Origin of the sequence: Synechococcus sp. R55.2, from assembly GCF_047462075.1 — a bacterium.
Taxonomy (GTDB): Bacteria; Cyanobacteriota; Cyanobacteriia; order Thermostichales; family Thermostichaceae; genus Thermostichus.
This window is the reverse complement of sequence record NZ_JANSIH010000001.1, coordinates 1-12,672: the sequence shown is the minus strand read 5'-3', so window position 1 is coordinate 12,672 and position 12,672 is coordinate 1. Positions and strand designations below refer to the sequence as shown.

Annotated in this window: 13 protein-coding genes, 1 tRNA gene and 1 riboswitch; of the genes, 9 read left to right on the top strand and 5 right to left on the bottom strand. The window is 58.5% G+C overall.

Going from position 1 to position 12,672, the window contains the following annotated elements; all coding sequences use genetic code 11:
• The coding region (locus NW838_RS00070) for a hypothetical protein (protein ID WP_414427251.1) at positions 1-417 on the top strand (417 nt) is incomplete at its 5' end.
• Between the two features lie 34 nt (positions 418-451).
• Entirely contained in the window at positions 452-967 is a 516-nt protein-coding gene (locus tag NW838_RS00065) for a MogA/MoaB family molybdenum cofactor biosynthesis protein (RefSeq protein ID WP_414344296.1), read from the top strand.
• Between the two features lie 28 nt (positions 968-995).
• On the opposite strand, the gene metK is transcribed toward NW838_RS00065, so the two are convergent.
• Together metK and NW838_RS00055 are read right to left on the bottom strand one after the other, a co-directional pair.
• Positions 996-2,255, bottom strand: coding sequence for a methionine adenosyltransferase (gene metK, locus NW838_RS00060; protein ID WP_414329184.1), 1,260 nt, complete (start codon positions 2,253-2,255; stop codon positions 996-998).
• A 298-nt stretch (positions 2,256-2,553) separates the two neighbouring features.
• Positions 2,554-2,665: riboswitch (SAM riboswitch) on the bottom strand.
• A 67-nt stretch (positions 2,666-2,732) separates the two neighbouring features.
• Positions 2,733-3,101, bottom strand: a complete 369-nt coding sequence (locus NW838_RS00055; protein WP_011434147.1) for a hypothetical protein — start codon at positions 3,099-3,101, stop codon at positions 2,733-2,735.
• A 275-nt stretch (positions 3,102-3,376) separates the two neighbouring features.
• Here NW838_RS00055 and cobO point away from each other — a divergent pair, with 275 nt between their 5' ends.
• Both cobO and NW838_RS00045 read left to right on the top strand, forming a co-directional pair.
• The gene (cobO, locus tag NW838_RS00050; RefSeq protein ID WP_049749600.1) at positions 3,377-3,970 is read left to right on the top strand and encodes a cob(I)yrinic acid a,c-diamide adenosyltransferase; all 594 of its coding nucleotides are present in this window, start codon (positions 3,377-3,379) and stop codon (positions 3,968-3,970) included.
• Between the two features lie 16 nt (positions 3,971-3,986).
• Positions 3,987-5,399 carry a cobyrinate a,c-diamide synthase gene (locus NW838_RS00045; RefSeq protein WP_414427250.1) on the top strand — a complete coding sequence of 471 codons (1,413 nt, stop codon included), beginning with the start codon at positions 3,987-3,989 and terminating at the stop codon, positions 5,397-5,399.
• Here NW838_RS00045 and NW838_RS00040 read toward each other — a convergent pair.
• A complete protein-coding gene (locus NW838_RS00040; protein WP_414427249.1) occupies positions 5,396-6,643 on the bottom strand; it encodes a URC4/urg3 family protein in 1,248 nt (415 codons plus the stop codon). The genes NW838_RS00045 and NW838_RS00040 overlap by 4 nt on opposite strands.
• Before the next feature lie 485 nt (positions 6,644-7,128).
• On the opposite strand from NW838_RS00040, the gene NW838_RS00035 reads away from it, so the two are divergent.
• Positions 7,129-7,476: a DUF1815 family protein gene (locus NW838_RS00035; RefSeq protein ID WP_011434143.1), complete on the top strand. Its 348-nt coding sequence runs from the start codon at positions 7,129-7,131 to the stop codon at positions 7,474-7,476.
• Between the two features lie 310 nt (positions 7,477-7,786).
• Here NW838_RS00035 and NW838_RS00030 read toward each other — a convergent pair.
• Positions 7,787-7,859: transfer RNA gene (locus NW838_RS00030), tRNA-Glu, on the bottom strand.
• Between the two features lie 390 nt (positions 7,860-8,249).
• Here NW838_RS00030 and clpP point away from each other — a divergent pair.
• The 4 genes from clpP to NW838_RS00010 all read left to right on the top strand — a co-directional run bounded on the left by clpP (position 8,250) and on the right by NW838_RS00010 (position 11,601).
• A complete protein-coding gene (gene clpP, locus NW838_RS00025; protein WP_011434140.1) occupies positions 8,250-8,852 on the top strand; it encodes an ATP-dependent Clp endopeptidase proteolytic subunit ClpP in 603 nt (200 codons plus the stop codon).
• 509 nt (positions 8,853-9,361) lie between these two features.
• Positions 9,362-10,786: a form I ribulose bisphosphate carboxylase large subunit gene (locus tag NW838_RS00020; RefSeq protein ID WP_011434138.1), complete on the top strand. Its 1,425-nt coding sequence runs from the start codon at positions 9,362-9,364 to the stop codon at positions 10,784-10,786.
• Positions 10,787-10,852: 66 nt separating this feature from the next.
• Positions 10,853-11,260, top strand: coding sequence for a RuBisCO chaperone RbcX (rcbX, locus tag NW838_RS00015; protein ID WP_414349604.1), 408 nt, complete (start codon positions 10,853-10,855; stop codon positions 11,258-11,260).
• A gap of 8 nt (positions 11,261-11,268) precedes the next feature.
• Complete coding sequence (locus NW838_RS00010; protein ID WP_011434136.1) at positions 11,269-11,601, top strand: ribulose bisphosphate carboxylase small subunit; 333 nt, start codon at positions 11,269-11,271, stop codon at positions 11,599-11,601.
• Between the two features lie 321 nt (positions 11,602-11,922).
• Here the strand turns inward: NW838_RS00010 and NW838_RS00005 are convergent, their stop codons facing one another.
• On the bottom strand, positions 11,923-12,663 hold the full coding sequence (locus NW838_RS00005) for a DUF92 domain-containing protein (protein ID WP_414355969.1): 741 nt from the start codon (positions 12,661-12,663) through the stop codon (positions 11,923-11,925).
• Positions 12,664-12,672: the final 9 nt, after the last annotated feature.

Here is a 12,672-nt window from a genome sequence, read left to right as displayed (position 1 = left end):
GAAGCCCTCTACCAGGGGCGGTACAAGGCCACCTCTGTGGAGCAGCTTCTCCGCCTTTGGCAGCGTCGCGGCTCTCCTCATCTTACCTTTCCCCCAGAAATCGGCCAGTTCCTTTGGCAGGAGCAGCAGGAGCTGATCCGCTCTTTGGCTTCGGCTGCCCTTGCCTGTTCTCCGTTGCCGCCGGTACCCCTCGCAGGATCCCTGTTTTCCCGAGAACCGGCCATATCTCTAAACTTGTTGTTGGAGCAGTTGCAGGAGCTTCCCCCCAAGCTGCGCCGCCTGCTCGCCCAGTCCCCTCGTGCCGGTGGGACAGAGTCCTCATCGTTCGCGACAGAGGTGCAGAGCACATTCCCGGAGATTCCGCAGATGGTCGTTGACCCGCCAACTCCTGCCGAGCCTCCTCAGGGACAGTCTTGATGGGTTTGCCACCTTTTCCTCAGGGATCCCCGCCATGACCTTTCCCCTTGATCGCGACAGCGGTGCAGAGCACATTGCCTCCTTGCCCTGTGGGGTGATCACCGTCAGCGACACACGCACCCCTGAAACCGACCACAGCGGCCAGTTCATCTGCACAGCCCTCCAGGAATCCGGCCACCGGGTGGAGAGGTATTGCATTCTCCGAGATGAACCGCAGCTCATTCGAGAGCAGGTTCAGGATTGGGCCGGATCCCTGCCGGTGATCCTGTTGAATGGCGGCACAGGCATCGCCCCCCGCGACACCACCTATGACGCCATTGAGGCTCTCTTAGAGAAGACCTTGCCCGGCTTTGGGGAGATCTTCCGCCAGCTCAGCTATGCCCAGATTGGCAGTCGGGCCATCGCCTCTCGGGCCATCGCCGGGATCCACGGAAAGTGCTTGATCTTTTCCATGCCTGGCTCCCCAGCAGCCGTGCAACTGGCTATGCGCAGCCTGATCCTGCCGGAGCTACCCCACCTGGTTAAGCAACTGCACCAGGGCAAGCATTGAGGCAGCAGGCCGTCTTAGTGATCCCCTCTTAGGCCAAGAGGGCAGTCGCCTTGGCAAGAGCCTCCTCCCGCAGCAGAGCGGCTTTATCGGTGCGCTCCCAGGGCAGATCCAGGTGAGTTTGCCCGAAGTGACCATAGACCGCTACATTTTGGTAGAAGCGTCCCCCCCGTTGGCGGGGCAGCTCCCGCAGTTGGAACTGGGCCAAAATGGCTGCCGGCCTCAGATCGAAGTGGCGCTGCACCAGCCGCAACAGCTCTTCGTCGGGGATGCGCCCTGTGCCAAAGGTTTCCACCAAAATGTTGATGGGGCGGGCTACCCCAATGGCGTAGCTCACCTGCACTTCACATTTTTGCGCCAAGCCAGCTGCCACGATGTTCTTGGCCACGTAACGAGCCGCATAGGCAGCGCTGCGATCCACCTTGGTGGGATCCTTGCCGGAGAAGGCCCCGCCCCCATGGCGAGAATAGCCGCCGTAGGTATCGACGATGATCTTGCGTCCGGTCAGGCCCGCATCTCCCTGAGGGCCGCCGATGACAAACTTGCCGGTGGGATTGGTGAGGAAGCGGGTGTGGCTATCCGGCTTGATGGGCAGCTCGGCAAACACCGGCGTGACCACTGCCTCCCAGAGATCGGCGCGGATCCGCTCTTGCACCGCCGCCTCTTCCGTAATGGCGCCAATCGTGGGTGTGTGCTGGGTGGAGATGAGCAGGGTGTGAATGCCCACCGGGCGACCTTCCTCATAGGCCACAGTCACCTGCGTTTTGCCATCCGGGCGCAGATAGGGCAGGGTGCCGTTTTTGCGAACCGTGGCCAACTGGCGGCTGAGGCGGTGGGCCAAGCTAATGGGCAAGGGCATCAACTCGGGAGTTTCATCGCAGGCAAAGCCAAACATCAACCCCTGATCCCCGGCCCCGACCAAGTCGAATTGATCTTCCTGGGAGCCGCGACTTTCCAGGGCCACATTCACCCCTTGGGCAATATCGGGAGATTGCTCATCGAAAGCCACCAACACCGCGCAGCTTTCTGCACTAAACCCATTCTTGGCATCGGTATAGCCAATTTCGGCCACCTTGTCCCGCACCAGACGGGTGAAGTTGACCTGCGCTTGCGAGGTGATCTCCCCGGTCAACAAAACCAGGCCCGTATTGACCACCACCTCGGCAGCCACCCGACTGAGGGGATCCGCCGTCAAGAGGGCATCCACGATGGCATCGGAGATCTGATCGCAGATTTTGTCGGGGTGCCCCTCCGTCACCGACTCCGAGGAAAACAAAAACGACTTGGACAACGAACCTTCTCCTTAAAAGCTAGAACTGAGAACCTGAACAAAAAACAAGGCTCACCCGCTCGTTCATTATCCGTCGGAGAAAGAGCCAACCAGGGATCCCCAGGTGCTCCGCACCAGCCCCAACTCAGCCAGAGGAAAGGCCCAGCAACCAGCAAGCGTTCTGCACCGCTGACGCACCAGCACTGCCGCGAAGGCCTTGCCCCGCTGCCGCGACCAGAGCTATGGGAGCTGCTAAAGGATAAAGTTGCCAGAAAAGTCCCCCGACAAAGAGGGCTATCCTCTAGAGAAAACTTTATTGCCTTTATCTTTCGGTTACTGACTAACCGCAGGAATTGGCACCGTAGCGGAGGCTTCCGCCGGGTTGCCGCAGCTTCATTGGGCCTGGTCCCTCAGTCTGCTCTGGATAAAGAACGGAACTTGTCCCTATAGTACCCCCAACCTCCGCCCATTTGTCAAAAAAATAAGCTGTGGGCGGCTTCAGCCAAACAGACCCTGCCACCAGTCTGTCCCCTGAGCGGCTTTGAGAAAGAATGCGCCGGCCAAGCCCAGGGGGGAGAGAACGCCGAGAAAGCCAACTGTCCCCAATCCCCAAGCCAAGCGGTGCAGATGCTTTTTGTCGGCAGGATTTGGCGTCGTTTCGGCTGAGATGGCCAACAGGGATCCCAAGGCTGCCAATAGGGATCCCCCCAGACCTGCAAAGTAGCTGGGCGCTAGCCACGGTTGCAACTCGGCGGCAGATACGACTTGGATGCGGGGCAAGACTTGAAAACACCCTATTGCCAGCACTGCCCAGATGAAGCAGTACATTAGCAGGCTATCTCGGAAAGCGGCAGCCGGTTCTCTCATATCCCAGCCGAATGAAACCGGATTAGGATAAAGGCGGTTCACTGTGGGGAACTTGGGTTTGCCCCGACGGTCGCGCCAGTGGTGCAGTTCCCCTCAGCCTGTGTGGCGAATCTCGATTCCTTTTGATTATGGCCCAACCCGCCCTGTCTGGCTTGCCTGCACCGGCTTCCGGATCCCAACCCCTCTCGACAACAGAACTTGAGGACGCTTGCGATAGCGGTGCGGAGTCTTCACCGGGCGCAGAGGCCGACCCAAACTGGCGGCATCGCCAAAGAATGCAAAAACGCCAGCAGATCCAGCGGCAGCGTCTGTCGGGCATGCGAGATGACAAGGGCTTGATCATCGTACACACCGGGCAGGGCAAGGGAAAGACCACGGCTGCCTTCGGCATGATCTTCCGCGCCCTCGGCCAGGGATTGTCGGTGGGGGTGGTGCAATTTATCAAGGGGGCCTGGGATCCAGGAGAAGCCAAGCTATTGCGGAAATTGGCCGAGCATCCAGAGCTGGGCCTGGGGAAAATAGCTTTTTACGCCATGGGAGAGGGCTTTACCTGGGAAACCCAAGACCGGGAGCGAGACATCGCCCATGCACAGGCGGCCTGGGAAAAGGGGCGGGAGCTGTTCACCAGCGGGGAGTTTCAGTTGGTGCTTCTGGATGAGATCAATGTCGCCCTCAAGTTGGGATATCTCTCGCCGGACAGGGTGTTGGCCGGGCTAGCGGAGAAACCGGAGCGGGTTCACCTGATCTTGACGGGGCGGGGCGCGCCGGCAGCGTTGATCGACCGAGCCGATCTGGTGACGGAGATGACTTTGGTCAAGCATCCCTTCCGTGACCAGGGGATCAAGGCGCAAATCGGCATCGAGTTCTAACCCTTGGGCAGGAAAGATGGCCATTCTGCTGGCGGCGGCAGCAAGCGGCAGCGGCAAAACCACCATCACTCTGGCTCTGTTGGCCGCTCTGAGGCGACGGGGCCTGCGCATCCAACCTTTCAAGGTGGGGCCGGATTACATTGATCCTCTGTTTCACACGGCGGTGAGCGGGATCCCCTGTCGCACTTTGGATCCCTTCTTGACCGACGAGGACTTTGTGCAGCGCTGCTTTCGCCACCATTGCCAGGGCAAGGATGGAGCCATTGTGGAGGGGGTAATGGGCCTCTTCGATGGACGAGCGCCGGGATCCCTGCCCCTCCCCGAGGGCGGAACGGAGCCTTTTTTTGCCAGCAGCGCCCATGTGGCCCGCCTGCTCGGGATCCCTGTGGTGCTGGTGATCGATGGCAGCGGCATGGGAACGACGGTGGCCGCTTTGCTCTACGGCTTGAGCCGCTGGGATCCCCGCCTCTCCATTGCTGGGGTGATTTTCAACCGGGTGGCCTCGGAGCGGCATGGACAAATCTTGCAGCAGGCAGCGGCTGCAGCAGGGATCCCAATCTTGGGCCAGTTTCCCCGGCGGGAGGATTTGCGGTTGCCCAGCCGACACCTGGGGTTGGTGCCTGTCTCAGAACTGGATCACTTCCCCCACTGGCAAGCTGCCTGGGCCGAGCTGGCCGAGCAACACGTCAATTGGGATAGCCTATTGCCCCTCATTCGGAGGCTTCCTCCAGCGGTAGGAGAGCTGTGGCCAGGGATCCCCCCTCTCACCGAAAGGACTCCGCCCCGCCGCTGCGAACAGGTACGGGTGGCGGTGGCCCAAGACCACGCCTTTAACTTCTACTACGCCGACAACTTGGATCTGTTGCGGGCCTGTGGAGCCGAGCTGCTGGAGTATTCCCCCCTCCAGGTGGGGCTATGGCCACCGGAGCCCTGCGACGGCGTGCTGCTGGGGGGAGGGTTCCCGGAATTGTTTGCAGCACCTCTATCTGAGAGAATTAACCAACAACCTCCCCCGCCCACCCACCCACCCCTCTACGCCGAGTGCGGCGGACTGATGGTGCTGGGCCAATCCCTTACCGATTTTCAGGGAAAGACCTACCCGATGGCCGGGCTGTTGCCCATCCAGGTAGACATGGCCGACCGGCTGTGTTTGGGCTACCGCGAAGCTGCGGTTTTGCGCCCAACCCTGCTGGCCCCAGCCGGGGATCGCCTGCGCGGGCATGAATTTCACCGCTCCCGCAGCACCCCTATCTCCCCAAGCCCAATCTATGGCTGGGGATCCCCCGCCCAGCCTCAACAGGAAGGATGGGCCACCGAGCGCCTTCACGCTTCGTACCTGCATCTGCACTGGGGATCCCGTCCCGACCTGGCCATGCGGCTGCTGCGAAGTTTCATAAGGATTACTCGGGGCCTGCCCATCCCCTCTTAGAACACCGTGCCATCGCTGAGCAGTTGGATGGGGGGAGAAGCATCTGGCCTGAGCTGGGCAGCGATTTGCCGCCCTGCCGTCCAGGTTCCCCCTTGCAGTATTTTCACCAGGGGCAACTCCTGGGCAGAGCAGCCAAGCCTTTCCCGGATTAAGGAGGCAACTTGATCCAGCAAAATCACCGTCAGGGCCCGCCACTCCACAATCACCGTCGAATCTGGGGGATGCGGTTGCTGCCCAATCTCCGGCTGCTTGAGCTGGATCACCCCCAAATCCACAAACAGCCCCCCGTTGCGATACTCCGCCAAACCCGTCAGCTCATCCAAACCCCCGATTGGGATCCCCTCCTGCTGCAACGGCTCCAGCAGAGAATAGGTCATCCACTGCAACAACTTGTGAAAAGGCACCCAATGGCTCCCCGGCTCCGTTTGGGGCAGGTGGGGATAGGGCCAGACATCCCCCAGAGGGATCCCGGCCAGCGAGACTCGCCCAGGCCAAATGGGGCCAACCCCCCTCTGAACCGCCTGTAAGACCTGTGCTGCCTCGATCCCACCGCTGGGATCCTCAGGCTGGATGGCGTCCCACAACCGGCCTGGACGAGGAAGATTGTGACCAGATCCAAAGTAATGAGGTTGAGCCCGCAAAGTTTGTGCCAACCTTTGCAGCAGTTGCCAGCGCCCCTCCAGTCCCAGTAAAGGATTTTCCGGCCCCACCTGGAAAGCTGCTGCCAAATCCGCCAAGGTGATCCGCTCCAGGCCCGCCGCATCCACCTGCAGAGGCTGCTGGGGATCGCTGGAAAACCCACCTTGCCAGAACCAGTCGAAACTGGCCAAGGCCAAACCTTCGGAACGACCCACCACCGTCTGACTTTCTGGATCCCAGTACTTCCAGGCAGAGCCTGCGCCTGCGTCCAGCAACACGCTGACGATGGCCAGATCCCACTTGCATCGCAGCCGCTCCAGCGGATCCATGTCTTTAAGTCGATTTTCCAGACGGGTTAGGCGCTCCCCGGATCCCACTTGAAAATGTTGCCAGCGGCTGTGGAAGGGAATTTCCCCGTTGGGATAATGGGCCCGCATTGTGGTGATCACATAGTTGGCTACGGATCCCAGCCGGTTCAGGTCGAGGCGAAAATGCTCTGATTCACCGGCCAAAACCCTTTCCAATAGCAACCGACAGCGATCCCGAATGGCTTGGGGACTCTGCAAATAAGCCACTCGTTTTTCCAGATCAACAGGTGTCAGCATCAAGCCGTTCCTTCTCAATTGTCCATGCCGAGAATTTTCTCAGCATAATCGGGCGGGAACCCACCTTGATCTGCATTCGTCTGCAAGCCTTGGCCCACTTGACACTCCCGCCGGTCTCTTGTCAAAAGACCGCGTCTTACTTCGCGATCGGTGAGACCCTTGCAAGAGAAAGCTTTGAGGCAACTGTCCTGCTGACACGAGCAGCCCTGAGCCATTTTGAGAAAAGACTGGGCCAAGCACTGGGTGAGGATCCCGATAGATAAGAGCATTGACTCGAGGTAAATTTTGATGTCCCTGTTAAGAGAAGTGTTGAATACTACATTTCACTGAAGTAGACTTCGCCTACTCTGTGGCCTTAACCACTTCCTTGAGGGGTTGTCGATTGTTATGATAGATGTAATCCTAGCCCTAAGCATAAATTACTAGTTAGGTCATTTGCAGCTAGGCTAAGCCCCAAAAGTGCCAATCCGTTAGGGAGGAGTGTGATGTTCACACGGTTGGCGGAACAATACCGCAGCTATGTTCAAGATCTGGTGATGAGTTTGCAGGCTCTGGCCATCGTTTTGGAGAAGCGGGGCTACCCAGCCTCTTGCTACACCTGTGGTACGTCTTTCGAGAGTGCCTCGTTTATGGTCAGTTTACGAGAGGGGCACCTAATCCGCTTTTTGGTTTCCGAATGCTCCATTAGCTGGACAGAAATGCGGGATGACCGGGAGCTTATGAAATTGGAAGGGGCAGAGGCGATTCGCCAACTGCAGGAGCTGGCAGAGCTTATCAAAGATGAGCTGTTGGTCGCCGCCACGCCGGCTGAAGCTCTGGTGGCCAGCACCTGATCCTGGCAGGCCCTAGGTCTGCTCAAACCCAAGCCGTAGCCGATTGGACAACTAAGCCTAACCTTCTAGGCCGCTGCTTTGGAGATTTTTCCCCTGTTGAGGAGTAAGGGTGGAAGAGGGATCCCCCTCGACGGAGTGGCAGTTGGCTGGCTGCCCATGCCGCTTGTATGGGGATCCCAGATGACCCGCTCTCCCAGCTTGTATCTGGAGTGGTTTGTGGCGGCAAAGCCTCTCTGAGTAAAGTCTGAGTAAGGTGTCACCGCTGCCAGGGATCCCCTGTTGACGGCTTCATCTTATAACTCTGACCCAATACCCCCAAGGGGATTCGAACCCCTGTCGCATCCGTGAAAGGGATGTGTCCTAGGCCTCTAGACGATGGGGGCGCTCTCCGACAAGGCGATCCTAATCCTAAAGAAGGATAAGTAAGCTTGTCAACCTTTTAATCTGCATCCCCAGACCCACGCCCTGCCAAGTTCAGAATCAAGATCCCCAGCAAAGCCAGGCTCAGCAGGCTGGCAATCACAATCGGTTCATCTGGGATCACGTCCATCTTGGCTTCACCTCACCACATCACAAAGAGCCACACCTCAGACCCGTTCCACATCCCAGAAGAAGAGGGATCCCGCTATAACCACCCCGTCTCTTTGCTGTTCTAGCCGGCTCACACCCCATCGAGCCCCGTACGGAGGCGGGCCGGTGAGTCGTCCTGAGCAAAGCATCCATCCAGTGGCTTAGACTACACTAGTAAGGACTGACCCATCGTTTGGACTGGCATGATTCCCACCGTTATTGAGCAATCTGCGCGAGGCGAGCGCGCCTTTGACATTTACTCGCGTCTCTTGCGGGATCGGATCATTTTCTTGGGCACCCAGGTGGACGACGACATTGCTAACCTGATTGTGGCCCAGATGCTCTACTTGGAGTCCGAAGACCCTGAAAAAGACATCTACCTCTACATCAACTCCCCCGGCGGCTCTGTCTATGCTGGCATGGCCATTTACGACACCATGCAGCACATTCAGCCGGATGTCTCCACCATCTGCATTGGTTTGGCTGCCAGCATGGGAGCCTTTCTGCTGGCAGGGGGCACCAAAGGCAAGCGCATTGCCCTTCCCCACGCCCGCATCATGATCCACCAACCCCTTGGTGGAGCTCAGGGGCCAGCTACCGATATTGAAATTCAGGCCAAAGAGATCCTCTTCATCAAAAACAGCCTCAATAGCTTGCTGGCCTACCACACCGGCCAACCTCTAGAGCGCATCGAACGAGATACCGACCGCGACAACTTCATGACCCCAGAACAAGCCAAAGAGTACGGCCTTATCGACCAGGTGATCAGCAAGAGACCCCAGCCAACCCTGGCAGCCGTTTCTTGACCGTCCAGGCCCTGCGGGTGGGTTTGCTCTGCTCCCTCAAAGAAGGGAGCTTTTGGTTTTGGCCGGGGATCCCACCCGAAGGATATTAAGAAAGCCAAAGAAATCTGTATTCTCGGCAGGCAGCAACGGGACTCACTTTAACCAAACTAATCAAACTCATAAAGAAAGTAATGTTCAGCCCACTATTGCGGATGATAGCTTAGGATTAAACCAATATAGAGTTGTGTTTGCCGAGATTCTAGCTTAGGCACTGTATAAAAATCTTTCTACTGGATTTGCAAGTCCAGGGAGTCCAAGCTAGCAATTGAAGGCACTCGAAAAGAAGGGTTTGGGGCTTCCATCCCCTGGGATGAAGAGTGTCTTAAGGCCCAACTTTGGCCTCGCGGTTGTGGGGCGAGTTCGTTCACGAAAACTCGGTGGTCTTGAGTTTTGGCCCTGGGTTTTTTCCTCTTGGTTGCATCCGTGAATGGCATTTTCTGGTTCTGTGATTCGTTCAGAGGGAGATCAACGTGGCCTATTCAGCAACCCAATCCAAAAGCGGCTATCAAGCCGGTGTGAAGGATTACCGACTCACCTATTACACTCCCGACTACACGCCTAAGGATACCGACGTCTTGGCCTGTTTCCGGGTTACTCCTCAGCCGGGTGTTCCTCCCGAAGAGGCCGGGGCGGCTGTGGCGGCTGAGTCTTCGACAGGCACCTGGACAACGGTATGGACAGATTTGCTGACCGACTTGGATCGGTACAAGGGCCGCTGCTATGACATCGAGCCGGTTCCCGGCGAAGACAACCAGTACTTCTGCTTCGTCGCCTATCCGCTGGATCTGTTCGAGGAAGGCTCGGTGACCAACATGCTCACCTCGATTGTGGGCAACGTTTTTGGCTTTAAGGCCCTAAAGGCGCTGCGGCTGGAAGATGTGCGGATCCCGGTGGCCTACCTGAAAACCTTCCAGGGCCCTCCCCATGGCATTCAGGTGGAGCGGGACAAATTGAATAAGTATGGCCGTCCGCTGCTGGGCTGCACCATCAAGCCCAAGTTGGGCCTTTCTGCCAAAAACTACGGGCGGGCCGTGTATGAAGCTCTGCGGGGCGGCTTGGACTTCACCAAAGATGACGAAAACATCAACTCCCAGCCCTTCCAGCGCTGGCGAGATCGCTATCTGTTCGTGATGGAGGCTGTCCACAAGGCCCAAGCGGAAACCGGCGAGATCAAGGGCCACTACTTGAACGTAACGGCGCCCACCTGTGAAGAGATGTTCAAGCGGGCCGAGTTTGCCAAGGAGTTGGGCGCTCCCATCATCATGCACGACTACTTGACAGCCGGCTTTACTGCCAACACCAGCCTGGCCAAGTGGTGCCGGGATAACGGCATTCTGCTGCACATTCACCGGGCCATGCACGCGGTGATCGACCGGCAGAAAAACCATGGCATCCACTTCCGGGTGTTGGCCAAGTGTTTGCGCATGTCCGGTGGCGACCACCTGCACTCCGGTACGGTGGTGGGCAAGCTGGAAGGCGACCGCGCCATTACGATGGGCTTTGTGGATCTCATGCGGGAAAACTACGTAGAGGCCGATCGCTCCCGCGGCATTTTCTTCACCCAAGATTGGGCTTCCATGCCAGGGGTGATGCCGGTGGCTTCCGGTGGGATCCACGTTTGGCACATGCCGGCGCTGGTGGAAATCTTCGGCGACGACTCGGTGCTGCAGTTTGGCGGCGGAACCTTGGGACACCCCTGGGGCAACGCGCCGGGCGCAACCGCCAACCGGGTGGCCTTGGAAGCGTGTATCCAAGCTCGTAACGAAGGTCGAGATCTGGCCCGCGAAGGCAACGACATTATCCGGGAAGCAGCCAAGTGGTCGCCAGAGCTGGCGGCTGCCTGCGAGCTGTGGAAGGAAATCAAGTTCGAGTTCAAGGCCGTCGACACCCTCTAGAGATCTGCTGGGGGCAGGGGATCCCCACGGTTCTCTTGCCCTACTGGCTCCCTCCCTGGATCGGCAATGGATCTGAAACAGATCGCCAAAGACACCGCCAAGACCTTGATCAGCTACCTGACTTATCAGGCGATGCGCACGGTGCTGGCTCAACTGAGCGAAACAGATCCCCCCAGGGCTCTTTGGCTACAGCAGTTCTCCGCTCGGCAAAACCTTCAGGATGGGGAAGCCTACCTGCGGGCTTTGCTGGCTGAGCGTCCTGAGTTGGCCTATCGCATCATGACCGTTCGTGAACACATTGCTGCGGAGGTGGTCGATTACCTGCCGGAAATGGCCAAAGCCGGCATCCAGCAAGCCAACATGGAGCACCGCCGCAATCATCTAGAACGGATCACCTCAGCAACAGGATCCCTACCCGTTACCCACCCGGAAGCGGGATCCCCCCCACAAAACCCTAGACCCGAAACGGAGTGATACCCATCATGCAAACCTTACCGAAAGAGCGCCGCTACGAAACCCTCTCCTACTTGCCGCCGCTGACGGATCTGCAGATCATCAAGCAGGTGCAGTACATCTTGGATCAGGGCTACATCCCGGCCATAGAGTTCAACGAATCTTCTGAACCAACGGTTCGCTATTGGACGCTGTGGAAGCTGCCCCTGTTCAGCGCCACTTCTCCCCAGGAGGTGCTCAGCGAAGTGCAGGCTTGCCGCAGCGCCTACCCCAACTGTTTCATTCGCGTGGTGGGGTTCGACAACATTAAGCAGTGCCAAGTGCTCAGCTTCCTGGTCTATAAGCCCAGCGGCCTGCGCTAAGGGAGCTCTGGTCAGCGAAAGGGGAGGGCTTCTCCCCTTTTGATCAAGCCCCCTGGCTTGACTTCTTTGTATGGCCGTTCTCGGTGGCACGGCAATAGAGACCGTGGTTCGGTAATGGTCATGTACAACGTTGCCGTCAACGGGCAACCGGGGTTGGGAACCAGCCTCGTTGGTCTCGGATGTTGCAGCACTCCTTCAGAGACCTGCGGGTCTATGAAGCAACTGGGACAGAGGAAGGGACAAAAACCTCACTGTTAAGGGGATGGGGCACTAGAAACCCCATCTGCCTATACGGTGGGGTAGTTCATGGTGACCCTATTTCTAGGATCCGATGCCCACAAGGGATCCCAGCCCTGCCGCCAGAAGAGCGGCCAAAGTTGTTTGAATGCCGTTCACGACTTCGTTGGTCATCCAGGCCAAACGGGGTTGCAACACCACTCCCATCCAGCTTTCTGCCAAGGTGGCCAGGATCCCGGCCAGCCAGCAGATGCCCAGCCAAAATGGGCTTCCCCCTACCCATTCCCCGCCAATCCCCCAGGCCAACCCGGCCATCCCTGCCGCTGCTGCCACTCCCGCCAGGGATCCCTCTAGGCTTACAGCTCCTTCTGTGCCCGCCGGCACGGACTGGAAGGTGGTGATTAAGAAGGTCTTACGGCCATAGGCTTTCCCCACCTCGCTGCTGACGGTATCGGCCAATTTCGCCGCGAAGCTGGCACTGTACCCCAACCACCACAGGGGATGCGGGAAGAAAGCATATCCCACCGCACATCCTGCCCCGGTCAAAGCGGATCCCCAGACGTTCTCCGGCCCTCGCGCCCCCTCTCGCTTTTCGGCGATCCCCTGCGCCTGCTTGCGCCGGATCCCCAGTTTGGTTACGGCTGTTCCCACTAAAAAATAGGCAGCTACCACCGCGTAGCCCCGCCCCCCCAGCCCCCCCCACACCAGCAGGCCCAGCAGGCCCGCGTGGATGACCCCTGCTCGCGTCAAAGCCTTCTGAGGGCTCAGCAGACCCAGCACCACCAGAGCCAGGTTGAGCCAGAGTGCCACCCCCCACTGACTCAGAAGCCACGC

Excerpts from the sequence above, each read along its gene's own strand:
- NW838_RS00065 (WP_414344296.1), top strand. The coding sequence starts at position 452 with ATGACCTTTCCCCTTGATCGCGACAGCGGTGCAGAGCACATTGCCTCC.
- NW838_RS00055 (WP_011434147.1), bottom strand. The coding sequence starts at position 3,101 with ATGAGAGAACCGGCTGCCGCTTTCCGAGATAGCCTGCTAATGTACTGC.
- cobO (WP_049749600.1), top strand. The coding sequence starts at position 3,377 with ATGCAAAAACGCCAGCAGATCCAGCGGCAGCGTCTGTCGGGCATGCGA.
- NW838_RS00045 (WP_414427250.1), top strand. The coding sequence starts at position 3,987 with ATGGCCATTCTGCTGGCGGCGGCAGCAAGCGGCAGCGGCAAAACCACC.
- NW838_RS00040 (WP_414427249.1), bottom strand. The coding sequence starts at position 6,643 with ATGCTGACACCTGTTGATCTGGAAAAACGAGTGGCTTATTTGCAGAGT.
- NW838_RS00035 (WP_011434143.1), top strand. The coding sequence starts at position 7,129 with ATGTTCACACGGTTGGCGGAACAATACCGCAGCTATGTTCAAGATCTG.
- clpP (WP_011434140.1), top strand. The coding sequence starts at position 8,250 with ATGATTCCCACCGTTATTGAGCAATCTGCGCGAGGCGAGCGCGCCTTT.
- rcbX (WP_414349604.1), top strand. The coding sequence starts at position 10,853 with ATGGATCTGAAACAGATCGCCAAAGACACCGCCAAGACCTTGATCAGC.
- NW838_RS00010 (WP_011434136.1), top strand. The coding sequence starts at position 11,269 with ATGCAAACCTTACCGAAAGAGCGCCGCTACGAAACCCTCTCCTACTTG.